This is a genomic window from Amaricoccus sp., assembly GCF_047602525.1.
Taxonomy (GTDB): domain Bacteria; phylum Pseudomonadota; class Alphaproteobacteria; order Rhodobacterales; family Rhodobacteraceae; genus Amaricoccus.
This window is the reverse complement of sequence record NZ_JASGHB010000001.1, coordinates 3,474,236-3,498,458: the sequence shown is the minus strand read 5'-3', so window position 1 is coordinate 3,498,458 and position 24,223 is coordinate 3,474,236. Positions and strand designations below refer to the sequence as shown.

The window sequence follows — 24,223 nt, the reverse complement described above, 5'->3', positions numbered from 1 at the left end:
CCCTCATCGGATCACCAGGCCAGCGGCACGATCTTCTGTTCCGGCGCGAACAGCTGGTTGACCGAGTTGTCGACGATCTTGAGGTCGTACGGCCACTTCTCGCCCTTGACCCACTGGCCGCCGAAGATCGGCGTGGCCGAGACGTTCTTGTGGGGCTTGCCGCTGAACTTGATCGGGCCGACGACGGTGGTGATGTCGGTCGCCGCCATCGCGTCGCGGTTGGCCTCGCGGTCGAGCGGGTTCTCCGAGCGCTTGAGGATGTCGAGGGAGACCTCGAGCAGCGCGTGGGAGTAGCCGAGCGGCTGGGTCCACTGGCGCTTCTGCTCCGCCTCCCACTGGTCGGCGAGGTCCCGGCTGACCTGCCCGGTCAGCGTGGACTTGAACGGGAAGGCCGGCGTCCACCACACCTCGGAGCTCATGCCGTTGCCGAGCGGGCCCATCGCCTCGACGCCGCCGGGGAAGAGGAGCGCGGCGGCGACGGTCACGGCCTTGGGCTTGAAGCCCTGCTGGTTCGCCTGGGTGACGAAGGTCTTGAGGTCGTCAGGATAGGTGATGCCGCCGATGATCTCGCAGCCCGCCTTCTTGAATTCGGCGATCTGAGCGGAGAAGTCGTTGGTGCGCGGCTGGAAATAGCCGGGGATCGTCACTTCGAAGCCCGCGGCCTTGGTCGGGACCGGCAGGCCGTACTGGTCGTTGCCCCAGGTCTCGCCGTCGATGTTCTGCGGGAACAGCATCCCGACCTGCTTGTTGGTCTCGAGCCCCTTCCAGAGGCCGACGAAGGTGTTGAGCGCCTCGTCGAGGCCCCAGAAGAAATGATAGGTCCAGTCGAACTCGCCGCCGCCGCGCGGCATGATGACCGCCTGCCACGGGGCGCCGGAGGAGATGCAGGGGGTTTCGTAAAGCTCGGCCTGCTCCATCGACGGCAGGATGGTGTCGGTGGTCGACGCCGGGCAGAGGAGATGGACCTCCTCGTTCAGGATGAGGTCGCCCGCAAGCTCGGCCGCCTTGTTGGGGTTCGACTGCGTGTCGCGCTCGATGAACTCGATGTCGTAGGTGTCGCCGCTCGCCACGGTGAGCTTGCCGCCGAGGTGGTCGCGGATCTTCTGGACGCTGTAGCCGTCGGTCTCGCCGAAGAGGCCGAGCGGGCCGGTGGCGGGGGTGAGATAGCCGACCTTGATCTTGCCGGCGGTGGCGGCGCGCAGGATGGCCGGGGAGCCGAGGGCACTGACCGCGACGCCGGCCCCGAGTCCGCGGAGCACGGCGCGGCGTCCGACGCGGGATTTCACCAGCCGGTTGTAGTAGGTCATCTTCTGTCCTCCCGTTTTCGTTGTCCCGGCCCGCCTCTGCGGCGGTGCGGCGGGCAGGCGTCCTCAGGTCATGCGGATGAGCGAGCCGCCGTCGATGACGACGAGCGAGCCGGTCATGTAGGCCCCGGCCGGCGAGGCGAGCAGCAGCGCGAGGCCCTTGATGTCCTCGACGTCGCCGATGCGGCCGATCAGCGACTGCGACTCGAACGCCTCGCGGTCGGCCTTGTTGCGCAGGCGCCCCCCGGCGATGTTGGTGATGAACGGCCCGGGCAGGATGGCGTTGACGCGGATGCCGAAGGCGCCGAGTTCCATCGCCATGTGCCGGACGAAGTGGTTCACCGCCGCCTTGGCGGGCATGTAGGACGTGCCGACGATGCTCTCGTTGATCTCCGACGCGATCGACGAGGTGACGATGATCTCGCCGCCGCCCGCAGGTTTCATGTGGCGGACGGCGTTCTTCACCGTGGTGTAGACGGAGGTGAGGTTGATCTCGATGCCCCTGTCCCACTGCGAGTCGGGGATGTTCTCGATGGCGCCGTCGGGATTGCGCTCGCCGGTCGGGGTCATGAAGCCGGGGCCCGGGTCGATGCCGGCGTTGGCGAAGACCGTGTCGATGCGGCCGTGGCGCTCGGCAACGCGGTCGAAGGCGGCGGCCATCGCCGGACGGTCGCCGACGTCGACCGATTGGCCCCAGACATCGCCGCCGGCGGCGGTCATCGCGGCGACCACGGCGTCGAGGCCGGCGGCGTCGATGTCGAACAGGCAGACCCGGGCGCCCTGTTCCGCCATCACCTCGGCGTAGGCCTTGCCGATGCCGCTGGCGCCGCCGGTGACGATCACCGACTTGCCGCGCACGTCGAACATCCGCTCCAGGCTGGCCATCCGCTTCCTCCGTGTCATCCGCCCATCTGTCGCAGGCGATTTCGTCCATATCGGCTGCCGGAGCCGCACCAGTCAAATTCGAAGAACGCCAGATTACATATCGTCGGGTTATTCAGATGGCCAAATTTCCCATCTGGATAACCCGACTGTCACACGGTCAGGCGAGTGGCTCCATCTTGCCACCCGTCGGGATTTCCGGCGCCGCGCCGTTCTCGACGATCACGAGGTCGTAGCCGCCGCCGTCCTTCAGCCGCCACTGCCCGCCGGTCAGCGGCGTCTTGCAGACGTTCTTTGCCGCGAAGGGCGGCATCCCGGCGCCGTTCCAGGCGATCTTGCCGACGACCGAGGTCATGTCGGTGGCCGCGATCGCCTCGGCCACCGCGTCGCCGTCCGTCGGGTCCTCCGCGCGGCCCATGACGTTGGCCGCGACCTCGAACAGCGAATGGACGAAGCCGATCGGCTGGGTCCAAGGCCGCCCGGTCTTCGCCGTGAAGTCGGCGGCGAGATCGGCAGAGCTCTGGCCGGTCAGGGTCGAGGAGAACGGGTGCGAGGGCGACCACCAGACCTCGGACGAGAGGTTGTTGCCGGCGTCGCCCAGCGCCTCGACCGACTGCGGGAAGAGGAGCGCCTTCGCCACCGTGACCGCCTTCGGCTTCAGGCCCTGCTGGCGGAGCTGGCTCCAGAAGGTGGTGAAGTCGGGCGGGATCAGCACGCCGGTGATGATGTCGGTGTTCGCCGCCTTGAAGGCGTTGATCTGCGCCGAGAAGTCGTCCGAGAGGTTCTGGAACGGCCCCGGGTTCGTCAGCGTGTAGCCCTTCGCCGCAAGGCCGGGCTTCAGGCCGTTCGCCGGGTCGCCCCAGGCGTTGCCGTCGGCATCGTTCGGGAAGAGGCCGCCCACGGCCTTGTTGGTGGTGAGCTGGTCCCACATCGCGGTGTAGACCTCGATCACGTCCTCCATGCCCCAGAAGTAGTGGAAGGCATAGTCGAACGGCTTCCAGCTCGCCGGATCGCGCGGGTTGCCCTGCTGGCCGATGAACCACGGCTGCCACGGCGCGACCGTGGTGATGCAGGGCAGGCCTTCGCCCTCGCAGACGCCCGAGACCGGGTTGGTGTTCTCCGGCGTCGAGGCGGCGAGCATCAGGTTCACGCCGTCGTCGAGGATCAGCTCCTTGGCCACCTCCGCCGCACGGTTGGGGTTCGACTGGCTGTCCTTGACGATCACGTCGAAGTTCTTGCCGAGATCCGAGGCCAGGAAGGACTGGATGTTCCAGGCGTCGCTCTCGGCAAAGCCGGCGAGCGGCCCGGTCTGCGGCGAGACGTAGCCGAGCTTGATCTTCGCCCCCTGCGCCAGCGCCGGCGTGGCGAGGCGCGGCGCGGCGGCGAGCGTCAGGCCCGTGGCCGCCGAGGCGTGCAGGAACTTGCGTCTGGTCAGCATCGCTTCCTCCCTCTCGTTGTCGTTCGGACGCCGGCCCTCAGCGCGGGGCCGCCATCCGTGTCGTCCCGCCTGCGGCAAGATCGGCGAGCATCGCGCCGACCATCGCCACCTCGGCGTCGGAAACCTCGTGCGCGCGGCCGGGAAACAGGTCGGCCCGCAGGCGTGCCCTGCCCTGCCCCAGCTCCACCGCCGCCTCGGCGAACGCCGTCACCGGGATCCACGAGTCGCCGTCCGAGCCGGTCAGGTAGACCGGCAGCCCGGGCGCGAGGTCGCGGTCCCGGGTGTCCGCCCGCACCCCGACCCGGCAGCCGGTCAGCGCGGCCAGCGCGTCCGGCGTCGGCTGCCCGGAGAAGGCGTATTCGAGCGACAGGCAGGCCCCCTGCGAGAAGCCCGCGAGCAGCAGCGGCCGGCCGGGATGCGCGTCCCGCGCCGCGGCCACATCCGCCGCCAGGGCGTCGAGCGATGCGGCAAGCGCGCTCCGGGTCTCCGCGGTCAGCGGATCGACGGCCTTGGCGGCGTACCACGAGCCTGTCGCTGCCCGTGGCAGCACGAAGGCCACGTCCGGCACGTCGAGCCGCGCGAGGATGTGCGCCTGCATCTCCTCCGGCGACTGGCCGCGGCCGTGGACGAGGACGCAGACCGCCCTCGCCCCGGCGCCCGCTCCGAGGTGGAGCGCGTCGCTCACGCGAATTCCGCCGCCTCGAGCCCGGCCCGCAGCTCGGCCTCGCGGTCCTTGAACCACGGCGGAAAGACCAGCGTCTTGCCGATCTGCCCCGGCGGCTCGTCGCGCGCCCAGCCCTCTGGCGTCGTCCACGCCAGCTCGAACAGCGCCCCGCCCGGCGAGCGCACGTAGCAGGACTTGAAGTAGTTGCGGTCCTTCTGCTCGGAGATGTCGGTGAAGCCGAGGCCCTCGATGTGCGCGCGGAGCGACATCTGGTTTTCCTCGTCGCCGGTGTTGAGCGCGAGGTGGTGGATCGTGCCGCCCGAGAGCGTCCAGGTGCCCTGCGGGCTCACGCGGTCCTCGACCACCTCGACGCGCTGGATCACGCCGTTGGCGTCCGGCACGCGGTAGACCGTGCCTTCGTCGCTGTCCGCTTCCTTGGTGAGCGGCAGCGCGATGGTCATGAAGTCGTCCATCGAGGTGCGGTCGAAACAGGCGACCAGCCCGCCGTAGATCCCCCTGATGCCGTGCGCGGCGCCGATGCCCTGCGCCGCGTTGGTGATCGGCGCGCGGTTGTCGCCGTCGCTTTCGACGAGTTCGTGCGGGATGCCGCAGGGATGCGCGAACACCACGCGGTCGGCGCCGAAGCGGCTGATCGCCTTCGCCTCGATGCCGCGGCCGTTCAGCCGGTCCACCCAGAAGGACGCCGCGCCCTTCGGGATGGATTGCATGATCGTCCGCGACTGGTTGGTGCCACGGCGGCCATAGACGCCGGGCTTGCGGAACGGGAAGCTCGTGATGATCGTCGAGGCATCGCCGGCGGGCGATCCGTAATAAAGGTGATAGACCGGGATCACGCCGTCGAACAGCACGGTGCGCTTCACCGAATGCAGGCCGAGGTCCTTGGTGTAGAAGTCGAAGTCCTCCTGTGCGCCGTCGGTCGACAGCGTCAGGTGGTGATAGCCGCTGATCTTGCTCATTCTTTTCCTCCTCCGTTTCTTGTCAGCCCTGCCGCAGCGGGCAGAGCACGAAGTCGACGTCGACCGTGCGCCCCGCCGTGGTGCAGCGAAACTCGACCTTCAGTTCGGGTTTCACCCCGAAGATTGCGTCCCCGTCGATCGCCGGATCGTCGCGATCGAAGACGTGCGTCGTCAGCCGTTCATGGCCGTTCGCCGTGACACGGAAATGCAGATGCGCCGGCCGCTGCAGCGCGAGGCCGAGCGCGGCCATCAGCCGCCCGACCGGCCCGTCCGCCGGCAGCGCGTAGCCCGCCGGCATCACCGAGCGGAAGGCAAAGCGGCCCTGCGTGTCGGTGCGGAAGCGGCCGCGCAGGTTGTTCTCCGGCTGGCGGTCGGGTTCCTGATTCTCGTAGCGGCCCTCGCCGTTCGCCTGCCAGACCTCGACCACCGCTCCCGCCAGCGGCCCCCCGCCGAGGGCTGCGACCCGGCCGGAGACCGCGAGCGGCTCGCCCTTGCCGTCGCGCGAGATCGTCGCCCCGGCAGGCAGATCCGGCGCGTCGGCCCGGTAGAACGGCCCCGCGACGGTGTTCGGCGTGGCGCCCGCCGGCCGCGGGGCGCTCAGATCCTCGACGAGCGACGAGACGCCGAGGACATCGGCGAGGAGCACCCACTCCTGCCGCCGATCGTCGGCGTGGTGTCCCACGTCGGTCAGGAACGCGACCGACGCCCGCAGCTCGGCCGGCGTCAGGCCCAGCCCGGCGACGAGGCCGTGCAGCGTCTCCACCGCCGAGCCGACCGACTCGCGCAGCCGGGACGGCGCGGCGTGCTCGAGCCGGGCCGCGAACGCCCTGGCCAAGCCTCGCGCCGCCGCATCCGGTCCGGCCGTATCCTGCACCGCCGGCTCGCCGCCGCCAGCGCGAAGCCTTTCCTGCTGGCCATACATGCCGCCGGCGCCTCCCCCGGTCTTCCTGGCGAAGGCTTAGCGCGCCGCGGATGGCCCTTGGTTGAGTTGTTTCGCCGGTAGTATAGCAGTGTGCTATGAAGCTGAACGAACGCCACCTGATGCAGCTGGCCGCCGTCCTCGACGCCGGCGGCGTGTCCGAGGGCGCGGCGCTGCTCGGCCTGACCCAGCCCGCGGTCAGCCGCTCGCTCGCCATGCTGGAGGCCCGCGTCGGCGAGCCGCTGTTCATCCGGGGCCGCCGGCCGTTGCAGGCGACGCCGCTCGGCAGCCAGCTGGCGGTGCAGGGACGCGCGATCATCGCGGCGTCGCGCCGGGCGTCCGACACCGTGCAAGGCTTCGCCCGCGGCTCCACCGGCCGCGTCCGCCTCGCCGGCGTGCCGTTCTTCCTCGACGCGATGATCAGCCGGATGATCGGCGAGTTCCTGCACCACGAGCCCGGCGTCACCGTCGAGCAGAGCTACATGAACCTGCCCGAGATCGCCGCCGCGCTGGAGGCCTCCCAGATCGACCTCGGGATCGTCCCGATCGGCGTTCTCGACCTCGGGCCGGGCTTCGAGTTCACCGAGATCCTTCCCGGCCGCAACATCGTCGCCTGCCGGCCCGGCCACCCGCTGATGCGCAAGCGGCCGCTCGAGGCGCAGGACCTGACGCGCTACCCCTGGGTCGCGCCGCTGCCGGGCTCGCCGCTGATGTCGGACCTGCAGATGATCCTGATGTCGATCGGGATGTCCGAACTCAACATCCGGTATTCCGGCGGCTCGCTGATGAGCGTCGTCAACGTCCTCGCCGAGACCGACGCCCTTGCCGTGCTGCCCTTCTCGGTGGTCTTCGCGCTCCGCCGGGAGAGCCGGATCACCGTCCTGCCCTACGACATTCCGCAGCCCAACCGCTCGCTTGGCATTCTCCGGCGCACCGACGGCCTCCGCACCGCCGCGGCCGTCCGCTTCGCCGGCCACGTCATCGCCGCTTTCGACGACCTCAAGCACGTCATCCGCCGCCATGAGCGCGCCGTGGTCTGGGGCGCGCCGCCGGGCCCGGAGGATGGCTGACCCGGCGTCGGCGGCTCAGCGCGGTTCCGGCCAGAGCGCCCAGAACGCGAGCAGCGGGGCGTCGCCGGACCGCATGGCGTGGCGGATCCACGGCGGATTGTAGAAGCTGCCGCCGATCCCGGGGGTGAACCAGCCGCCGTCGCCGTGCTGGAACTCGCCCTCCGAGACGACGAGATAGGTTTCTTCCGGCGCATGCGCATGGTCGGTGTAGCGGACCCGCGGCGCGAGCAGCGAGACGCCGAGCCAGAGATCGTCGCGGTTCTCGAGCCCTGCCGGCCCGAGGATCATCGCGTTGGCGTGGCCGTCGGGAAAATTGGCGCTGGCCGTTTCGTCCCAGGCGGCGCGGCGCGTCCATTCGAGGTCCGGCTCGATCGCGCGAAACGCGCCGAGCAGCGTGGCGAGGCCGGCGTCCCCGGTCTCGACGGCGAGAGCGGCGTCGAGGTGGGCACAGACGGGCAGCCGGCTGCCCGGGCGCGCGCGGCGCGGCGCCGGGGTGGCAAGCGCCGCCGCGATCCGATCGAGCGACGCGGCCGCCTCGGGGCCGGGACTGTGCGTCCGATAGGCGGCGAGCGCGGCGTCTGCGAAGGTCTGGAGGGCGGTGTCGCGGGTCATCGGGCGTCCTTTGCGGGCCGGAGAGCTTCGGACTTCACGAGCGCCGCGGCAAGGCCGGCGCTGACCGCCGCGTCGAACCCGGCGGCGCGCATCGCCTCGATCGCGGCGGCGGTCACGCCACGATAGTCGACGAAGGCGGCGACGGTATCGGCCGGATCCTCGCCGGACCTCTCGAAGAGGCGGCCGGTTCCGACGAGGATCCCGACCGCGGCCCGGCGGGCGACGGCCTCCGGCAGGCCGTGGGCAACCGCGTCGGCGATCAATGCCGCGGCGAGCAGCGCCGGATAGGCGGGGCCGGTCCCGGAGCAGCCGGTCATGTAGTCGATATCCACCTCGCGCGGCACCTCGTCCCCGGTGCCGCACGTGCCGAAGAGCCGCTGGACGACGGCGCGGTCGGCCTCGGTGACGGCGGCGCTGGCGCACCACGGGGTGTAGGCGGCGCCCACGTCGGCCGCGGCGTTCGGCAGGGCGCGGACGACGCGCGCGCTGACGACCGCGGTCGCAATGTCGGCGAGCGGGATGCCGGCCATCACCGAGACGACGAGCTTGTCCGCCGCCGACAGCGCGACAGTGCCCCAGTCCTGCGGCCGGACGGAGAGGACGATCACGTCGGAAGCGTCGGCGAGCGCCTGGTTGTCGTGCGTCCACCGCGCGTCCGGCAACCAGCCCGGCGGCACGCTGCGGCAGGAGAGCGTGAGCCGCGCCGCCGGCAGGCCGGCGGCGACCAGCGCCCGGGCGAGCGCACCGCCGATCCAGCCGTTGCCGCCGACGATGCCGATGCGGGGGAAGTCTTCCATCACGCGGCCCCCCGGCTGCGGTCGCGCTGGAGGGCGGCGCGCGAGAGGCGGTCGAGCAGGATGGCGACGGCGACGATGACGAGGCCGGCGCGCAGGCCGAGGCCCATCTCCATGCGGGTGAGGCCGCGGGTCACTTCGGCGCCGAGTCCGCCGGCGCCGACGAGACCGGCGAGGACGACCATGGCGAGCGAGAGCAGGATGCACTGGTTGAGGCCGACGACGAGGGTGGGCATCGCGGCCGGCACCTCGATCTTCGTCATGATCGTGCGGGGCTCGGCGCCGATCGCCTGGCCGAGTTCCATCAGGCCCTTCGGCACCTGCTTGAAGGCGAGCGTGGTCAGGCGCAGCATCGGCGGCACTCCATAGACGATGGTCGCGATGATGGCAGGAACCTGGCCGAGGCTGAAGACGATGACGGCGGGGATCAGGTAGACCCAGGGAGGCACCGTCTGCATGATGTCGAGGACGGGGCGCAGCGCCGCCTCGACGCGCGGCCGGCGGGCGGCGAGGATGCCGAGCGGCACGGCGATCGCGACCGAGATCGCCACCGCGACGACGACGAGCGCGACGGTCTCCATCGACTGCTTCCAGAGGTTCATGACCAGGCAGAACCCGAGGGCGACGAGCGCCAGCACCGCCATCCGCCAGCCGAGCAGCACGAGCGCCAGCACGGCGACGACGGCGATGACCGCGAGCGCCGGCGGCCAGAGCAGCACCGCCTGCACCGTGCCGACCACGGCGTTGACGACGGCGTTGACGACGGCGGCGATGGCGCCGAACAGCGGGTGGAGGTTCTGGTTCAGCCAGTCGACGGCGGGGGCGAGGACGGCACCGGGGGAGAAGGTCATGCGCTTTCCTTTGCCGGGCGAACGAGGTTCCGGGTGATGCGGTCGATGACGATGGTCAGGATGACGATGGCGATGGCGATGGCGGCGTCGATCGACTTGCCGATGTCGAGCGTGCGGATCGAACTCGTAGATCGACTCGCCCAGGCCCCCGGAGCCGGCGATGCCGGCGATCACCACCATGCCGAAGGCCATCATCAGGCTCTGGTTGATCCCGGCCATGATGCTCGGCAGCGCGAACGGCAGGCTCCGCCGCATCGCGGGCGCGGACGGCGACCGCCTGCTCGTCCGCTCGCGCTACACCTGCCACCCCGGCCTCGACGCGGGCGACGCCACGCTCCGCCGCGCCGGCGCCGTCCACGACGCGAAGTTCGCGCACCGCTTCCCGTCCCTCGCCGGCACGAAGATGCAGTACCGCCGGGGCGGCGCCATGGCGCTGACCTGGAACGGCGTCCCTGCCCTCGGCGAGGTCGCGCCCGGCATCCTCGCCGCCGTCGGCTGCAACGGCCTCGGTGCCTCCAACGCCACCGCCTCGGGCCTCGCCGTCGCCGACGTGACCAGCACCGAGACCCCGCTCATCCGCATCTACCGCGCCTATCCCGCCCCGCGGGCGCTGCCCCCGCGACCGCTGACCCTGATCGGCGCCAAGGCGACCTTCGCGTGGCGCGAGTGGAAAGCCGGCGTCGAATAACCCCGAGAAGGAGGAAACCAGATGAAGTTCGAAGGCATCTACACCCTCGCCAACACCCCCCTCGACAAGGACGGCGCCATCGACCGCAAGGCCTTTGCCGCGGTGCTGGAGCACCTGATCGCGTCGAAGGTGCACGGCATCATCATCGCCGGCTCGACGGGCGAATACTATGCCCACACGCCGCGGGAGCGCACCGACCTCGCGGCCTACGCAAAGGAAGTGATCGGCACCCGCCTGCCGCTGATCGTCGGCACCGGCGCGATCCGCACCGAGGACTCGATCGCCTACGCGACCCACGCCCGCGAGATCGGCTCCGACGCCATCCTCGTCGCCTCGCCGCCCTACGCGGCCCCGAGCGAGGCGGAGAACGCCGCCCACGCGCTCGCCATCGACAAGGCGGCGGGCCTGCCGATCATGCTCTACAACTACCCCGGCCGGATGGGCGTCTCGATGGGCGAGGACTATTTCACCCGCGTCAGCGCGTCGAAGAACGTCGTCGCCATCAAGGAAAGCTCCGGCGATCTCGGCCAGCTCCACATGCTGGCGCGCCGCTTCCCGAACATCTCGCTTTCCTGCGGCTGGGACGACCTCGCGCTCGAATTCTTCGCCTGGGGCGCGCCGTCCTGGGTCTGCGCCGGCTCGAACTTCCTTCCCGCCGAGCATGTCGCGCTCTATGAGAGCCTGCGTGGTCGAGGGCGACTTCGCCAAGGGCCGCAGGATCATGTCGGCGATGCTGCCGCTGATGAACGACCTCGACGAGGGCAACTTCGTGCAGAAGATCAAGCATGGCGCCGAGCTGATCGGCCTTCACGCCGGCAATCCCCGCCTGCCGCTGCTGCCGCTCGGCGCCGAGGACAAGGCGCGCTTCGCCGATGTGGTCGCCGCGCTCCGGGCCGAGGTCGCCGCCGTCGCCCGGCAGCCCGAGCCCGTGCGGTGACCACCCATCGCGTCAAGCGTCTGCCCGTCGACACCGGGCGCTCGGGGTGGGAGGCGATCTCCCGCCGCAGCCTCCCCGTGCGCACCCTCGACGCGGACGAAACCGCCGACTGGCTCATCATCGGCGCGGGCTTCGCCGGCCTCTCCGCCGCCCGCCGCCTGACCCGGACGCGGCCGGGCGAGCGGATGGTCGTCCTCGACGCCCGCGAGCTGGCGCAGGGGCCGGCGGGGCGCAACTCCGGCTTCATGATCGACGTGCCGCACAACCTCTCGGGCGGCGAATACACCTCCGGCGACGCCGGCGGCACCATGCTGGAGATGGCGCAGAACCGCGTCGCCATCGCCTTCGCCAAGGAGGCCGCCGCCGAATACGCCATGCCGCGGCGAGCGACCGCGGCGACCGGCTCAACGCGGCCTTCGCCGCCTCGCTCGCGCAGATCGGCGAGCCGCTGCGCCTGATCGACGCGGCCGAGATGCGCGAGATCACCGGCACCGACTACTACCGCGGCGGGCTCTACACGCCCGGCGCCGCGCTGATCCAGCCGGCCGAGTATATCCGCGGCCTCGCCACCGGCCTGGCGCCGAAGATCGCGCTCTACGAGAACTCCCCCGTCACCGAGCTGACGCGCAGCGGCGCCGGCTGGACTGCCCGAACCTCAAGGGGCTCTGTCACCGCGCCGAAGGTCATCCTCGGCGTCAACGGCCTCGCGCAGGAATTCGGCCAGTTCCGCGGCCGCCTGATGCACGTCTTCACCTATGCCTCGATGACCGCGCCCTTCGACCCCGCGCAGGCCGGCCGCGACCGCTGGGGCCTCCTGCCCGCCGACCCGATGGGCGCGACCGTGCGCAAGATCACCGGCGAGGCCGGGTCGCGGATCGTCGTCCGCACCCGCTTCACCTACGACCCCGGCGCGCAGGTCTCCGAGAGGCGCGTCGCCGGCATCGCCGCCGAACAGCGCCGCTCCTTCGACGCCCGCTTCCCCGACCTCGCGGGCCTCGCCTTCCAAAACAGCTGGGCCGGCCGCCTCAGCCTCAGCCTCAACCACGTCCCGGCCTTCGGCGAGGTCGAGCCCGGCCTCTTCTCCGCCTGCTGCTGCAACGGCCTCGGCACGGTGAAGAGCACGCTCGCGGGCATGATGGCCGCCGACCTCACCACCGGCACCCGGTCAGACGATCTGGCGAAGTTCAGCGACCAGCCGCGCCGAAGCGCCCGCCGCCGCAGCCCTTCGCCTGGCTCGGCGCCAACGCGGTGATCCGCTGGCAGGAGCGGCGCGCGGGGCGGGAGGGCTGACGCGCGCCGGCTCGGCCGTTCACGACGTTCGGCCGGTCAGGATGGTCTGGCACGCGGACGACGAAGCCGCCCGCCGCCCTTGGTGCCGCCGCCCGCCGGTGGGGACGCGCGCTTGCCTCAGGCGATCCCCCCGAGGCAGACGTACTTGATTTCCATGAAGTCCTCGAGCCCGTGGCGCGAGCCCTCGCGCCCGAGGCCGGACGCCTTGACCCCGCCGAACGGCGCCTCGGCGGTGGAAACGAGGCCGGAGTTGACCCCGACCATGCCGTATTCGAGCGCCTCGCTGACCCGGAAGACGCGGGCGACGTCGCGGGTGAAGACGTAGGAGGCGAGGCCGAACTCGGTGTCGTTGGCCGCCGCGACCACCTCTGCCTCGGTCTCGAAGCGGAAGAGCGGGGCGACGGGACCGAAGGTCTCCTCGCGGGCGACGGCCATCGCGGCGGTCACGCCGGTGATGACCGTCGGCTCCCAGAAGGTGCCGCCGAGCGCGTGCGGATGCCCGCCGAGGATGACCGTGCCGCCCTTCGCCTCGGCATCGGCGACGTGCTCCGCGACCTTGGCGGCGGCCGCCTCGTCGATCAGCGGGCCAAAGACCACGCCGTCCGCAAAGCCGTCGCCGGTCTTCATGGCCGCCAGCCGCTCCGCCAGCCGCGCGGCGAAGGCGTCGTAGATGCCGGCCTGGACGTAGATGCGGTTGGCACAGACGCAGGTCTGGCCGTTGTTGCGGAACTTCGCGATCACGCAGCCCTCGACCGCGGCGTCGAGGTCGGCGTCGTCGAAGACGATGAACGGCGCGTTGCCGCCCAGCTCCAGCCCGAGCTTCTTGATGGTCGGCGCACACTGCGCGTAGAGCTGCGCCCCGACCTCCGTCGACCCGGTGAAGGTGAGCTTCCGCACCACCGGGCTCCTGGTCAACGCCGCCCCGATCACCCGCGCGCTGCCGGTCAGCACGGAGAAGAGCCCGGCCGGCAGCCCGGCACGCTCGGCCAGCACCGCGAGGGCGATGGCCGAGAACGGGGTCTGCGAGGCGGGCTTCAGCACCATCGCGCACCCGGCGGCGAGCGCCGGCCCCGCCTTGCGGGTGATCATCGCGTTGGGAAAGTTCCACGGCGTGATCGCCGCAACCACCCCGACCGGCATCCGCGTGACGAGGATACGCTTGTCGGGCGCGTGGCCCGGCACGATCTCGCCGTAGGCGCGGCGGGCCTCCTCGGCGAACCACTCGATGAAGCTCGCGCCATAGGCGATCTCGCCCTTGGCCTCGGGCAGCGGCTTGCCCTGCTCGGCGGTCAGGATGCGCCCGAGGTCATCCTGCGCCGCCATCATCAGATCGAACCAGCGGCGCAGGACTCCCGCCCGTTCCTTGGCGGTCCTGGCCGCCCACCCCTTCTGCGCCGCCTCCGCCGCAGCGATGGCAGCTTCGGCCTCGGCGCTGCCGAGGTCCGGGACGTGCCCGATGAGAGCCCCGGTCGAGGGGTTGGTCACAGCGATGCCCCGGCCGCCGGCGCTGATCCAGTCGGCGCCGACCAGCGCGGCCTCGCGCAGGAGGCTCGGGTCCGCGAGCTCGAGCGGATCTCGGGTCTTGGTCGTCATGCCGTCACCTCCTCGCAGGCGCTCGCGTGCGGGCGCGCCCTGCCTTGTCTGGGTCTTGCCACTCGGGATGCCGGCGGTGACGCGGGCATGGGAGCCTGGCGGGCTCGACATTCGTCAGCCAAATCCCGCTGCGGTGGTCGAAGCCGATCCCTACCACCGGGCTCCGGGCACGGGAATAGCAAGCCGCACCGGGCCCGCGATCAGCACACGCCGCCACTGGCTCAACTCAGGTCGACAGCTCGCGATGCCGCGTCCTGCGGAGCGCGCGAACACCGCGGGGAGCAATTGCATTCGTATGCACATCTGATACAAGCTATTGGCGAATCGTTGTCCCGGGGGGAAGCCATGGCGCACACTTCATCGCTCGTCGAAATCAAGTCGGCCCTCAGGAATGCGGCCTCGGACCAGGCACCCGTGCGCGCGCTTGTCGCCGAGATCCTCGCTGCGGTGGCAGAAGACGGAGATGCCGGCGTGGCGCGCTATGCCGAACGGTTCGACGGCGTGCGGCTCGATCGGTTCGAGGTGTCGCCGGCGGAGCGCGCGGCGGCGGTCGCGGCGCTCGATCCGCAGACGCGGGCCGATACCGAGTTCGCGATCGCCAATGTCCGCCGCTTCGCCGAGGCACAGCTCGGGACGATGGCCGCGCTCGACATCGAGATCCTGCCCGGGGTGCATCTCGGGCACCGCGTGATCCCCATCGAGCGGGTCGGGGCTTACGTTCCGGGCGGCCGCTATCCGCTCCTTTCCGCGCCGGTGATGACCATCGTTCCGGCCAAGGTGGCGGGCGTTGGCGAGGTGATCGCCTGCCTGCCGCCGAACGCGCATCCGGCGATGATCGCGGGGTGCCACCTGTCGGGGGCGGACCGGATCTTCCGGATCGGCGGGGCGCAGGCCATCGCGGCCATGGCGTTCGGGACGGAGAGCGTGCCCAAGGTCGAGAAGATCGTCGGGCCCGGCAATGCCTTCGTCAACGAGGCGAAGCGGCAAGTCTTCGGCCCCGTGGGGATCGACCAGCTGGCCGGGCCGTCGGAGATCTACGTGGTGGCCGACGAGACCGGCGACGCAGAGATGATCGCGACCGACCTCCTCGCCCAGGCCGAGCATGACGTGCGAACGCGCGTCGGGCTCATCACCACCGACCGGAAGCTGGCCGAGGCGGTGCTGGCCGAGGTCGAGCGGCAACTGGCCGGGCTTTCCACCGCGGCGACCGCGGGACAGGCGTGGCGGGACTACGGCGAGATCGTGGTCGCGGCGGACGAGGCGGCGATGATCGCCTGTTCGGACAGGATCGCCGCCGAGCATCTGCAGGTCCATACCCGGGATCCGCGTGCCTTCGCGAGGAAGCTGAGCAACTACGGATCGCTCTTCATCGGCGAGCTGGCGAGCGTCGTCTACTCCGACAAGTGCTCCGGGACGAACCACACGCTGCCGACGATGGGCGCGGGCCGCTACACCGGCGGGCTCTGGGTCGGGACGTATCTGAAGGTCGCGACCCATCAGTGGCTCGAGCCGGCGGGCGTGCACGCCGTGGCGCCGGCGGCGGTGCGCCAGAGCGCCAGCGAGGGGCTGGAGGGGCACCGGCGGGCGGCGCAGCTGCGGCTTGACCGGCTGCAGGTGGCGGAGCCGGCGTAAGGCCCGGGCTCCATTTCCCGCCTTCTCGTCGAGTGGGCGGGCTTGTGGTTGCAGGCGCTGCGCCGGCGCAGCCCATCGAGAGGTTGTTGCCATGTGCAGTGATCAAGGCAGCGCGATTGTCTCCGTCTCGGGCCCGATCTGCCCGAAGACCGGCGGGCCGGCCTGCGGCCGCTGCACGGCGTGGTCCGTCGCGCTCTCGAACGCCGCGCCGATCCGGCAGATCAGCGCCTCGGCGCCGGGGCGGCCGACGATCTGGAGCCCGACGGGCAGCCCGTCCACGAACCCCGCGGGAATCGACAGCGCCGGATGACCGGTGAGGTTGAAGGGCAGCGTGCGCATCGGGTTCCAACTGGCGGTGCCACTGCGACAGGGCGCGAGCAGCGGCGCGGGCGCGAGGTTGACGGCGGTGACGACCGCGTGGTGGTGCATCAGCACCGCGTCGACGGCGGCCGCTGCTTCGGCCCCGGTGCGGCGGGCCGCGGCGACGGCGGCATCCGTCAGGTCGCGGCCGCGCATGAGGCTGTCGCGGGTCGCGCGGCCGTAGCTCCGCGGGTCGACGGCGAGGCCGTCACGGTGGACGGCGTAGGCTTCGGCGTCGAGGATGAGGCCGCCGGCCTCTTCGAGCGGGGCGTAGCGGGGCAATGCCACCTCGGCGATGCCGGCGCCGAGCAGGCTGAGGTCCGAGACGGCGGCGTCGATGACGGCCAGCACGCGGGGGTCGAGGGCGGGGTCGTCCGCGAACCAGTCGCGGGCATAACCGAGGGCGAGGCCGGCGATGCTCTGGCCCACGCCGGCGCTGGCGGATGGGCCGGCGTCGGCGATGGCATCGAAGACAAGGGCGGCCTCGGCGACGGTGGCGGCGAGCGGCCCGACGGTGTCGAGGCTCGGCGAGAGCGGGAAGACGCCCGACGCGGGCACCCTGCCCCGTGTCGGCTTCAGGCCGACGACGCCGCACCAGGCGGCCGGGCTGCGGATCGAGCCGCCGGTGTCGGTGCCGAGGCTGGCGCGCAGCAGCCCGGCGGCGACGGCGGCGGCGGAGCCGGAGGACGAGCCGCCGGTGATCCGCTCGGGATTCCACGGGTTCACCGCCGGCGGCGCCGGGCCGTCGAAGGAAGGGCCGACGGTCGCGTATTCGTAGGTCGCGAGCTTGCCGAGGATCACCGCCCCGGCGCGGCGCAGGCGGGCGACGACGGTGGCGTCGGCTGCGGCGAGCGGCGCCGATCGGCGGGAGCCGCAGGCGGTGGGCAGGGCCGCGGCGTCGATGAGGTCCTTCACCGCCAGCGGAATGCCGTGCAGCGGGCCGCGGTCGTCACCGGCGGCCAGTGCCCGGTCGGCCGCGTCGGCCTCGGCAAGCGCCGCCTCCCGGGTGACGAGGGCGAAGGCGTGGAGCGAGGGGTCGAGCGCGGCGATGCGGGCAAGATGCGCCTCCGCCAGCGCCCGCGCCGTGAGACTGCCGTTCCGCAGGCGGAGGGCGGCCTCGGGGATCGTCAGGTCAGGTGCGGGCATTCTCGAACGCCGTCCAGGCCGCCTCGAAGGCGGCGAAATCAAAGCCCGGGCGGCGGGCGGGCTCGAGGATCAGCCGCTCGGTGGCGAGGAGCCGGGCGATGCCGTCGCCGAGCGCCGGGATCACCTCGGGCGGGATCACCACCGCGCCGTGGCGGTCGGCGTGAACGAGGTCCCCGGGCGCCACGTCGAGGCCGAAGACGCGCACTCTGGTGCCGATCTCGCGCAGGTGGGCGAAACCGTGGCTGGGGCCGATGGACCCCGCGACGACGGGAAAGCCCTCGGGCAGATCGCCGAGGTCGCGCATCACGCCGTTGGTCAGCGCGCCGGCGATCCCGAGGCCCTTGTGGACGGTGGCGTTGATCTCGCCCCAGTAGGCGGCGACGCAGCCGGGGAAATCCAGGTCCTCGACCACGGCCACCGCCGGCCGCGGCGCCTCGGCCATCATGCGGTAGTAGGCCATGCGGCGGGTGCGGATCACCTCCGGCGGCTCGGTCGGCGCGGCGGCGCCGGCGAGCTTCGCGGTGACGGCGAAGCCGACCATGGCCGGGGCGCCGGGGTGCGCGGCGGCGACGGTGCCGCGGGTGAAGGCGGCGAAGCCACGCCGGCCCTGCACCACCTCGATGGCGTTGCAGACGGTCGGGGTGTCGACGCGGCGCAGGGTCGCGAGCAGGCTGTCGGTCAGGTCAGGGAGAGCCATCGGCTGATCTCTTCGGTGGTGGGGCCGGGCGCCTCCAGCGTCGGCAGGTGGCCGGCGCCGGGGATGACCGCGAGGCGCGAGGCAGGCATCAGCGCGTGCATGCGGTCGTGGCGATCCATGGGGCAGACGATATCCTCGGCGCCGGTCAGGACCAGCGCCGGGCCGTGGAAGCCGGCCAGCGCCTCCTGCCGGTCGGCGCGGCCGATGAGGGCGCGCGACTGGCTGAGGAAGGCCGCCGGGCCGAGGGCGAGGCCCATGGCGCGGCAGAGGTCCGCGAGATCCGGGCGCGGGACGGGGAAATAGCGCGGGATGATCCCGTCGAGGGCCCCGGCGAGATCGCCCGCCTCGACCCGGGCCATGGCGGGGCCGCGGGCGGCGGTCGCCTCGGGGGTCTCGGCGAAGGGGTTGGTGTCGAGGAGGGCGAGGCGCGCGACCCGATCGGGGGCGCGGGCGAGGATTTCCATGGCGAGGATACCGCCCATGGAAAGGCCGAGAAGCGCGAAGCGGGGCGGCGCCGCGGCGAGCACGGCCTCGGCGAGCGCGGCCATGCTGTCGGCGCCGGTGAGGTTCGGCAGGAGGAGGGTGTGCCGGGCGGAGAGCGCAGCGATCTGCGGCGCGAAGAGGCGCGCGTCGCACATCATGCCGGGCAGGAGGACGAGGGGCGTCATCCGCGCCCGCGCGCCGCACCCGCGCAACTTCCGGCGAGAGGTTGATTTATCTGACTGTTCACTGATCCGCTCACCAAATCGCACCGTTCTTTGACCTGCGGTGCGGACGGAGGGTCCGCCCGCACCGCAGGAGCGCGGGGCTCACAGCCGGCTGGTGGGGCCGGCCTTGTCGTCGGTGTTGCGCACCCGGTAGAGCGACGCCTCGCCGGTCATCGACGGCGCGAGGCTGCGGGTGAGGCCCGGGGGCACGGCGCAGGTGTCGCCCGGCGCGAGAGTCGCCTCGCCGCCGTCCCACCCCAGCCGCCAGTGGCCGCGCATCACCATGAGGACTTCGTGGCGATCGGTCGAATAGGCGGCTTCGGGGATCGAGCCGCGGGTCAGAAGTTCGACCTCGAAGCCCGGGCGGTCCTTCAGGATCGCGTCGGCGCCGATCACTTTCGCGGGCGCCTTGCCGGCGAGCGCCATCAGGTCCCAGTAGCGGGCGACGTAGCCCGGCACCACGTCGAGGGCGCCGAGCTTCCGGGAACGCCTTCAGTTCCTCGTCGGTGAGGAGCGGCATCGGCTTCACGCCCTCGGGCAGGGCCTGGCCCTTCTTCGTGTCGTAGAGCTTGCCGTTCTGGCCGAGGACGAGGCCGTGGTCCTGCGCGTCGGTGATGACCTGCGGCGCCCAGATCACGCCGCCGCCGGCATCGTCGCCGCCGAGGATCGCCATGATCATGCCGTAGTCGGTGCCGATGTTCTCGAAGCCGCGGAAGATGCCGGTGGGGATGTTGATGATGTCGCCTTCCTCCAGCACCACCTCGCCCGCCTTGCCCCAGCGGCCCCAGAAGAAGCGCCAGCGACCCTTGAGGACGAAGAAGACTTCCGCGGTCCGGTGGCTGTGCAGCGAGTTGCGGCACTTCGGCGGCTGCCCGGCGGCACCGATGTTGAAGCCGGGCGTCTCCTTGATGTGCACGTGCTGGTCCGGGCTCTCGGAGACGCCGCCGCCGATGATGGTGAAGTTCTCCTTCTGGTCAGAGCCCGGGGTGTGGGCGTCGATGAATGCGGTCTTGCAGGGGCGCAGGTCGCCATAGCGGACGATGCGCTTTTCCATGTCGGCGTCAGTGAGGCGGCTCAGTTCGAGCGTTTCCATCAGATGTCTCCCGTGTGCAGGTGGATCTGCTTCCAGATCGCGATTTCGTCGAAGAGCGTGAATTCGCGGCGCAGGCCCCGGGGGCCGAATTCGGCGTGGGAGATGCCCATGACGTGCACCGGGGCGCCGGTCGGGGCGCCGAAGAGGCCGGGGCCGTCGTGCCGGCCGTCGAGGCTCCAGCGCACGGCGGCCCGGTGCGGCTGGTGCGGGTCGGAGCGGCCGATGACGTGGTGGATGGCAAAGACCGCCGAGGGGAAGGAGGAGCGCAGGCGCATCCAGCTCGTCTCGGCGAAGTCCCAGGACCAGCCGCCCACCGCGCCCGGATGCTCGGTGCGCACGGCGCGGTCGTATTGGGCGCGGATCACGGTCAGGTCCTTGTCCATGATCCGGGTCAGGATATCCGCGAGCCGCTGGCCCCATTCGTTCCGGTTGCCGCGGGACGTGTAGGGGCCGGGGCGGTCGTCGGCGGGGGTGAAGGGGCGCTTCGCCGTCTCCGGCCCGCCTTCGGCGGCGATCTGGGCGCGGGCGAAGTCCCCAGGCTCGAACCCGAGCTGCTTTGCCATGCCGGAGCAGTCGCGGACCAGCCACTCGTCGTGGATCACGTCGTCCTTCGCGGCGCAGTCGGCGATGACGCGGACGGTGAAGCTGCGCCCGGTGGGCGGCCCGAAGGACCCGTGGCCGGTATGGGTGCCGCTGGTGACGACGCGGTGCGAGGAGAGAAAGCCCGCCTCTTCGTCGCCCGACCAGATCACGTCCTCGCCGAGGAGGCGCCGGTCGGGCATCTCGGCCAGGGTGGCGAGGGTGCCGTCGATGACGCCCTGGTTGCCGAAGACGATGCCGGAGGGGAAGCGCATGATGATGTCGCGCGCGTAGTAGTGATCGAGGGTGCGGAGGCCGCGATCCTCCCAGATCTCCTTGGTGATCTTGAGGATATAGTCCGGCAGGTCGGCGAATTCGGGGGAGAAGCCCTTCATTGCACCGCTCCCGTCTTCAGCAGGATCTGCTTCCAGATCGCGGTTTCGTCGATCAGCGTCCACTCGCGGCGGACGCTCGGGGCGCCGCCCTCGCCGAAGGGGCCGAACTCGGCGTGGCTCATGCCCATGACGTAGACCTCGGCGCCGGTCGGGATGCCGAAGCGGCCCCAGCCGGAATGCTTGCCATGGAGCGACCAGCGCACGGCGGCGCGCGGCGGCATCAGGGGGTCGTCGCGACCGATGACGTGCTCGACCGTGAAGGTCGCGTCGGGGAAAGCGGCGCGCAGGCCCATCCAGAATTGATCGGCGCCCGACCAGCCGAGGCCGTCCTGGCCGCCGGGATAGAAAAGACTGGCGGCGCGGTCGTATTCGGCGGGAATGACCGCGAAGTCGGCGGCCATGATCCGGGAAATGATGCCGGCGTAGCGCGCGCCCCACTCATTCTCGTTGCCGCGGCCGTCATAGGGGCCAGCCACGTCACCCGCCGGAGTCATCGGCTGGACGCATCGCTCCGGGCCGCCCTCGCGGGCGATGAGGTCGCGGGTCCAGTCCACCACGTCGAAGCCGAACTGGCGCACGATGGCCGACTGGTCGCGCACCAGCCACTCGTCATAGACGTGATCGTCGCGGATCGCGCAGTCGGCGAGGATGCGGTACGTGGCGCGGCGCCCGGTGGGCGCGCCGTACATGCCGGGGCTGCTGTGGGTCGCGGTGCAGACGAGGCGGTGCGAGGAGAGATAGGCCTCGGTCACCGCCGTGGTCCGTGCGGGGTCCTCGCACCAGATCACGTCCTCGCCGAGAAGCTCCCGGTCGGGGAACTCGGCGAGGGTCGCCATGGTCGCGGCGATGATGCGGTCGTTGCCGACCACGACCGAGGCCGGCGAGCGCACGATGAGGCCCTCGCGATAGCGGTGGGTCAGGCTCGCGATCTCGCGGTCTTCCCAGATCTCCCGGGTGATGCCGATGATGAAATGCGGCACGTCCCGCCATTTCGCGTCGAAGCCCCTCACGTCACTCACCCTCCGGTCTTGCGTGTCGATCCGCGCACCACCAGTGCGCCGTCGATCTCGATGCGGCGCGGCTCGGTGCCGCCGCCCTCGATCCGGTCCATGAGCGTCGTCACCGTCTCGGAGACCATGCGGTTGATGCGCTGGCGGAAGCTGGTCAGGCCGTAGGCGGGCCAGGCGGAGGGCGGCACGTCGTCGAAGCCCGCGACCGCCACGTCGTCCGGTATCCTGAGCCCGAGCTCGAAGCGCAGCACGTCCATGACCGCGAAGGCCATGTGGTCGTTGCAGACGAAGACCGCGTCCGGCGGATCGGAGCGGTCGAACATCCGCCGTGCCGCCTCCTGGGCCTGGGGATGCTCGAAATTGCCGACGCCGCGCGCGTAGAGCGTGCGCCCCGCCGCCTCAAGCCCGTCGCGCAGGCCAAGCTCGCGGTCGCGCTGGGTCGAAGCCCCCTCCCAGCCGGCGATGTAGGCGATGCGCTCGCAGCCGATGTCGATCAGGTGCTCGGCCACCGCCCGGCCGCCGGCGCGGTTGTCGGTGGTAACGCTGGAGAGCCGCGCGTCGTCCTGGTCGCGGTTGAAGAGCACGACCGGGATGCCGAGCGCCTGGCACTCGCCCGCCAGCACCGAGGACATGGAGACCGAGGCGAGGACGAGGCCGTCGACCTGGTAGTCGAGGATCTCCTGCAGCACGCTCTCCACGTCGCCAACGGTGGGCGAAGCCATGAAGACGAGGACGTGATAGCCCTTCTGCTGCAGCGCCACCGACAGCCGCTCGACGACCTCGGGATAGAAGTAGTTGTCGAGATAGGCGACCACGAGGCCGATGATCCGGCTGCGCCCGGTGATGAGCGAGCGCGCCAGCACGTTCGGCCGGTAGCCAAGTTCGGCCGCGGCCTTGCGCACCTTGGCGGTCGTCTCCTTCGACGCCGACGCCCCGGGGGTGAAGACGCGGCTCACCGCCGACTGGCTGACGCCCGCCCGCTTCGCCACGTCCACCGATGTCACCTTCTCGTTCGCCATTTCTCTAATCCGCCGTCCAGCCGCCATCCACCATCAGCGCCGTGCCCGTGACGAGCGCGGCCGCGTCGGAGGCAAGGTAGGCGACGGCGCCCATGATGTCCTCGACGCGGCCGACACGGCCGAGCTTGATCTTCTCTTCCAGCCACCGCCGCCGCTCCGGATCGGCAAAGGTCGCCTCGGTCAGGGGGGTGCGGATGAAGGTGGGGCAGAGGGTGTTGACGCGGATGCCGTGTGGCCCCCACTCGATCGCCATCGCCTTGGTGAAGCCCTCGACCGCGTGCTTGCCGGCGCAGTAGACCGCACGGTCGATGCCGCCGACATGGCCCATCTGACTCGAGATGGTGATGATCGACCCGGGCCGGCCGGCGGCGATCAGGCCGCGGGCGACGGCCTGGGCGAGGAAATAGGCGCCGCGCAGGTTGAGGCCCATCGCCGCGTCGAAATCCTCCGGCGCGGTGCCCGCCGCCGGCCCGTGGCGGGCGAGCCCGGCGCTGTTGACGAGGATGTCGAAGGGACCGCCCTCGCCCACCGCCCGGGCGGTTGTCGCCACGTCGGCCACATCGAGCGGCAGCGCCTCGGCCAGCAGCCCCTCGGCCCGGATCGCGGCCACCGCCTCGCCGAGCTTTGCCGCCGAACGGGCGGCAAGCACGACCTCCGCCCCCTGCTCGGCCAGCGCCACGGCTGCGCCGAGGCCGATCCCGGACGAAGCGCCGGTGACGAGGGCCCGCCGGCCGTCGAGGCGGAAGGAGGGGGTGCGGGGGAGGGTCATCGGTTGCCTTGGCTGAGCTGGTGAACTAAGTTCACTGGACTAAGTTCGGAGACAGCGGTGAAGCAGGTCAACATCCACGAGGCGAAGACGCACCTGTCGCGGCTGGTCGAGGCGGCGGCGCGGGGCGAGCCCTTCGTCATCGCCAAAGCGGGCAAGCCCCTGGTGAAGGTGGTGCCGCTGGAAGAGGCCGAGGTGGATGCAGAGGCGGAGCGGGTCGCGCGGGCGAAGCGGCGGATCGGCTTCCTGGAGGGGCAATTCAGGGTGCCCGACGACTTCGACACCTTCATGCAGGACGAGATCGTCGCCATGTTCGATGGCAAGTACAAGGGCGCGCTCAACCCCGAGTTCTCGCACCTGGAGCCGAAACCCTTCGATCCTGACGAGTTCAAGCCGAAGCCGAAGGCAGCCGAGTGAAGTGTCTTGCCGACACGCACCTGCTGCTGTGGAGCATCGGCGACGTCGGCCGATTGAGCGCCACGACCCGCACCGCCCTGACGGACCCGGACAACGTGCCGATGTTCAGCGTCGTCAGCGTCTGGGAAGTGGCGATCAAGGCGGCGAAGCGGCTGAGCGGCTTCGCCATTGATCCGAGGGTCATGCGCACCGACCTCCTCGCTCACGGCTGGGTGGAGATCGAGGTCACGGCAGAGCATGCCCTGGCGGCTGGCGCGTTGCCGCCGATCCATGGTGATCCGTTCGACCGGATGCTGGTTGCACAGGCGACGGTCGAGGGCGCGGTGCTGCTCACGGCCAACCGGACCGTTGCCCGCTACCTTGGTCCGGTGCGCCTGGTCTGA

25 protein-coding genes and 2 pseudogenes are annotated in these 24,223 nt (G+C 71.2%); 9 read left to right on the top strand and 18 right to left on the bottom strand.

The window, feature by feature from the left end:
* Positions 1 to 11 precede the first annotated feature (11 nt).
* The 6 genes from QM699_RS17875 to QM699_RS17850 all read right to left on the bottom strand — a co-directional run bounded on the left by QM699_RS17875 (position 12) and on the right by QM699_RS17850 (position 6,100).
* The gene (locus tag QM699_RS17875; RefSeq protein ID WP_415012365.1) at positions 12 to 1,307 is read right to left on the bottom strand and encodes an ABC transporter substrate-binding protein; all 1,296 of its coding nucleotides are present in this window, start codon (positions 1,305 to 1,307) and stop codon (positions 12 to 14) included.
* Positions 1,308 to 1,370: 63 nt separating this feature from the next.
* Positions 1,371 to 2,189 carry an SDR family NAD(P)-dependent oxidoreductase gene (locus tag QM699_RS17870; protein ID WP_415012364.1) on the bottom strand — a complete coding sequence of 273 codons (819 nt, stop codon included), beginning with the start codon at positions 2,187 to 2,189 and terminating at the stop codon, positions 1,371 to 1,373.
* A gap of 157 nt (positions 2,190 to 2,346) precedes the next feature.
* A complete protein-coding gene (locus QM699_RS17865) occupies positions 2,347 to 3,624 on the bottom strand; it encodes an ABC transporter substrate-binding protein (protein WP_415012363.1) in 1,278 nt (425 codons plus the stop codon).
* Between the two features lie 37 nt (positions 3,625 to 3,661).
* Positions 3,662 to 4,309 (bottom strand): alpha/beta hydrolase, encoded by a 648-nt coding sequence (locus QM699_RS17860; protein WP_415012362.1) that lies wholly within the window; start codon positions 4,307 to 4,309, stop codon positions 3,662 to 3,664.
* On the bottom strand, positions 4,306 to 5,265 hold the full coding sequence (locus QM699_RS17855) for a glyoxalase (protein WP_415012361.1): 960 nt from the start codon (positions 5,263 to 5,265) through the stop codon (positions 4,306 to 4,308). The genes QM699_RS17860 and QM699_RS17855 overlap by 4 nt, the downstream gene beginning before the upstream one ends.
* A gap of 22 nt (positions 5,266 to 5,287) precedes the next feature.
* Positions 5,288 to 6,100, bottom strand: a complete 813-nt coding sequence (locus QM699_RS17850; protein WP_415012360.1) for a dioxygenase — start codon at positions 6,098 to 6,100, stop codon at positions 5,288 to 5,290.
* Between the two features lie 182 nt (positions 6,101 to 6,282).
* Between QM699_RS17850 and QM699_RS17845 the strand changes: the two genes are divergently transcribed.
* Positions 6,283 to 7,254 (top strand): LysR family transcriptional regulator, encoded by a 972-nt coding sequence (locus QM699_RS17845; RefSeq protein WP_415012359.1) that lies wholly within the window; start codon positions 6,283 to 6,285, stop codon positions 7,252 to 7,254.
* 15 nt (positions 7,255 to 7,269) lie between these two features.
* Here the strand turns inward: QM699_RS17845 and QM699_RS17840 are convergent, their stop codons facing one another.
* Genes QM699_RS17840 through QM699_RS17830 form a run of 3 tightly spaced genes read right to left on the bottom strand, consistent with a single transcriptional unit; the run spans position 7,270 to position 9,511 of the window.
* Positions 7,270 to 7,866, bottom strand: a complete 597-nt coding sequence (locus QM699_RS17840; protein ID WP_415012358.1) for a dimethylsulfoniopropionate lyase — start codon at positions 7,864 to 7,866, stop codon at positions 7,270 to 7,272.
* Positions 7,863 to 8,663 carry a pyrroline-5-carboxylate reductase family protein gene (locus QM699_RS17835; protein ID WP_415012357.1) on the bottom strand — a complete coding sequence of 267 codons (801 nt, stop codon included), beginning with the start codon at positions 8,661 to 8,663 and terminating at the stop codon, positions 7,863 to 7,865. Before QM699_RS17835 ends, QM699_RS17840 begins: the two co-directional genes overlap by 4 nt.
* Positions 8,663 to 9,511, bottom strand: coding sequence for an ABC transporter permease (locus tag QM699_RS17830; protein ID WP_415012356.1), 849 nt, complete (start codon positions 9,509 to 9,511; stop codon positions 8,663 to 8,665). The genes QM699_RS17835 and QM699_RS17830 overlap by 1 nt, the downstream gene beginning before the upstream one ends.
* A gap of 160 nt (positions 9,512 to 9,671) precedes the next feature.
* On the opposite strand from QM699_RS17830, the gene QM699_RS17825 reads away from it, so the two are divergent.
* From QM699_RS17825 to QM699_RS17805, 5 genes and pseudogenes are all read left to right on the top strand, one after another.
* Positions 9,672 to 10,199 (top strand): hypothetical protein, encoded by a 528-nt coding sequence (locus tag QM699_RS17825; protein ID WP_415012355.1) that lies wholly within the window; start codon positions 9,672 to 9,674, stop codon positions 10,197 to 10,199.
* A gap of 21 nt (positions 10,200 to 10,220) precedes the next feature.
* Positions 10,221 to 10,823: pseudogene (locus QM699_RS17820) on the top strand (dihydrodipicolinate synthase family protein); the annotation flags it as partial.
* Between the two features lie 37 nt (positions 10,824 to 10,860).
* Positions 10,861 to 11,136 carry a dihydrodipicolinate synthase family protein gene (locus tag QM699_RS17815; RefSeq protein WP_415012354.1) on the top strand — a complete coding sequence of 92 codons (276 nt, stop codon included), beginning with the start codon at positions 10,861 to 10,863 and terminating at the stop codon, positions 11,134 to 11,136.
* Complete coding sequence (locus QM699_RS17810; RefSeq protein WP_415012800.1) at positions 11,133 to 11,594, top strand: FAD-dependent oxidoreductase; 462 nt, start codon at positions 11,133 to 11,135, stop codon at positions 11,592 to 11,594. Before QM699_RS17815 ends, QM699_RS17810 begins: the two co-directional genes overlap by 4 nt.
* Positions 11,504 to 12,388: an NAD(P)/FAD-dependent oxidoreductase gene (locus QM699_RS17805; RefSeq protein WP_415012799.1), complete on the top strand. Its 885-nt coding sequence runs from the start codon at positions 11,504 to 11,506 to the stop codon at positions 12,386 to 12,388. The genes QM699_RS17810 and QM699_RS17805 overlap by 91 nt, the downstream gene beginning before the upstream one ends.
* A 155-nt stretch (positions 12,389 to 12,543) precedes the next feature.
* On the opposite strand, the gene QM699_RS17800 is transcribed toward QM699_RS17805, so the two are convergent.
* Positions 12,544 to 14,019, bottom strand: coding sequence for an NAD-dependent succinate-semialdehyde dehydrogenase (locus tag QM699_RS17800; protein ID WP_415012353.1), 1,476 nt, complete (start codon positions 14,017 to 14,019; stop codon positions 12,544 to 12,546).
* 345 nt (positions 14,020 to 14,364) lie between these two features.
* Between QM699_RS17800 and hisD the strand changes: the two genes are divergently transcribed.
* Positions 14,365 to 15,651 (top strand): histidinol dehydrogenase, encoded by a 1,287-nt coding sequence (gene hisD, locus QM699_RS17795; protein ID WP_415012352.1) that lies wholly within the window; start codon positions 14,365 to 14,367, stop codon positions 15,649 to 15,651.
* Between the two features lie 102 nt (positions 15,652 to 15,753).
* Here the strand turns inward: hisD and QM699_RS17790 are convergent, their stop codons facing one another.
* The 8 genes and pseudogenes from QM699_RS17790 to QM699_RS17755 all read right to left on the bottom strand — a co-directional run bounded on the left by QM699_RS17790 (position 15,754) and on the right by QM699_RS17755 (position 23,426).
* On the bottom strand, positions 15,754 to 17,157 hold the full coding sequence (locus QM699_RS17790; protein ID WP_415012351.1) for an amidase: 1,404 nt from the start codon (positions 17,155 to 17,157) through the stop codon (positions 15,754 to 15,756).
* Positions 17,144 to 17,839 (bottom strand): RraA family protein, encoded by a 696-nt coding sequence (locus QM699_RS17785; protein ID WP_415012798.1) that lies wholly within the window; start codon positions 17,837 to 17,839, stop codon positions 17,144 to 17,146. The genes QM699_RS17790 and QM699_RS17785 overlap by 14 nt, the downstream gene beginning before the upstream one ends.
* Positions 17,836 to 18,522 carry an alpha/beta fold hydrolase gene (locus tag QM699_RS17780; protein ID WP_415012350.1) on the bottom strand — a complete coding sequence of 229 codons (687 nt, stop codon included), beginning with the start codon at positions 18,520 to 18,522 and terminating at the stop codon, positions 17,836 to 17,838. Before QM699_RS17780 ends, QM699_RS17785 begins: the two co-directional genes overlap by 4 nt.
* Before the next feature lie 141 nt (positions 18,523 to 18,663).
* Positions 18,664 to 19,615, bottom strand: a pseudogene (locus QM699_RS17775) (cupin domain-containing protein).
* Between the two features lie 38 nt (positions 19,616 to 19,653).
* Entirely contained in the window at positions 19,654 to 20,628 is a 975-nt protein-coding gene (locus tag QM699_RS17770) for an ester cyclase (protein ID WP_415012349.1), read from the bottom strand.
* Positions 20,625 to 21,638: an ester cyclase gene (locus QM699_RS17765; RefSeq protein ID WP_415012797.1), complete on the bottom strand. Its 1,014-nt coding sequence runs from the start codon at positions 21,636 to 21,638 to the stop codon at positions 20,625 to 20,627. Before QM699_RS17765 ends, QM699_RS17770 begins: the two co-directional genes overlap by 4 nt.
* A 5-nt stretch (positions 21,639 to 21,643) precedes the next feature.
* Positions 21,644 to 22,657, bottom strand: coding sequence for a LacI family DNA-binding transcriptional regulator (locus QM699_RS17760; protein ID WP_415012348.1), 1,014 nt, complete (start codon positions 22,655 to 22,657; stop codon positions 21,644 to 21,646).
* 4 nt (positions 22,658 to 22,661) lie between these two features.
* Positions 22,662 to 23,426, bottom strand: coding sequence for an SDR family NAD(P)-dependent oxidoreductase (locus QM699_RS17755; RefSeq protein ID WP_415012347.1), 765 nt, complete (start codon positions 23,424 to 23,426; stop codon positions 22,662 to 22,664).
* A gap of 57 nt (positions 23,427 to 23,483) precedes the next feature.
* On the opposite strand from QM699_RS17755, the gene QM699_RS17750 reads away from it, so the two are divergent.
* Together QM699_RS17750 and QM699_RS17745 are read left to right on the top strand one after the other, a co-directional pair.
* Positions 23,484 to 23,840: a type II toxin-antitoxin system Phd/YefM family antitoxin gene (locus QM699_RS17750; RefSeq protein ID WP_415012346.1), complete on the top strand. Its 357-nt coding sequence runs from the start codon at positions 23,484 to 23,486 to the stop codon at positions 23,838 to 23,840.
* Positions 23,837 to 24,223, top strand: a complete 387-nt coding sequence (locus QM699_RS17745; protein ID WP_415012345.1) for a type II toxin-antitoxin system VapC family toxin — start codon at positions 23,837 to 23,839, stop codon at positions 24,221 to 24,223. Before QM699_RS17750 ends, QM699_RS17745 begins: the two co-directional genes overlap by 4 nt.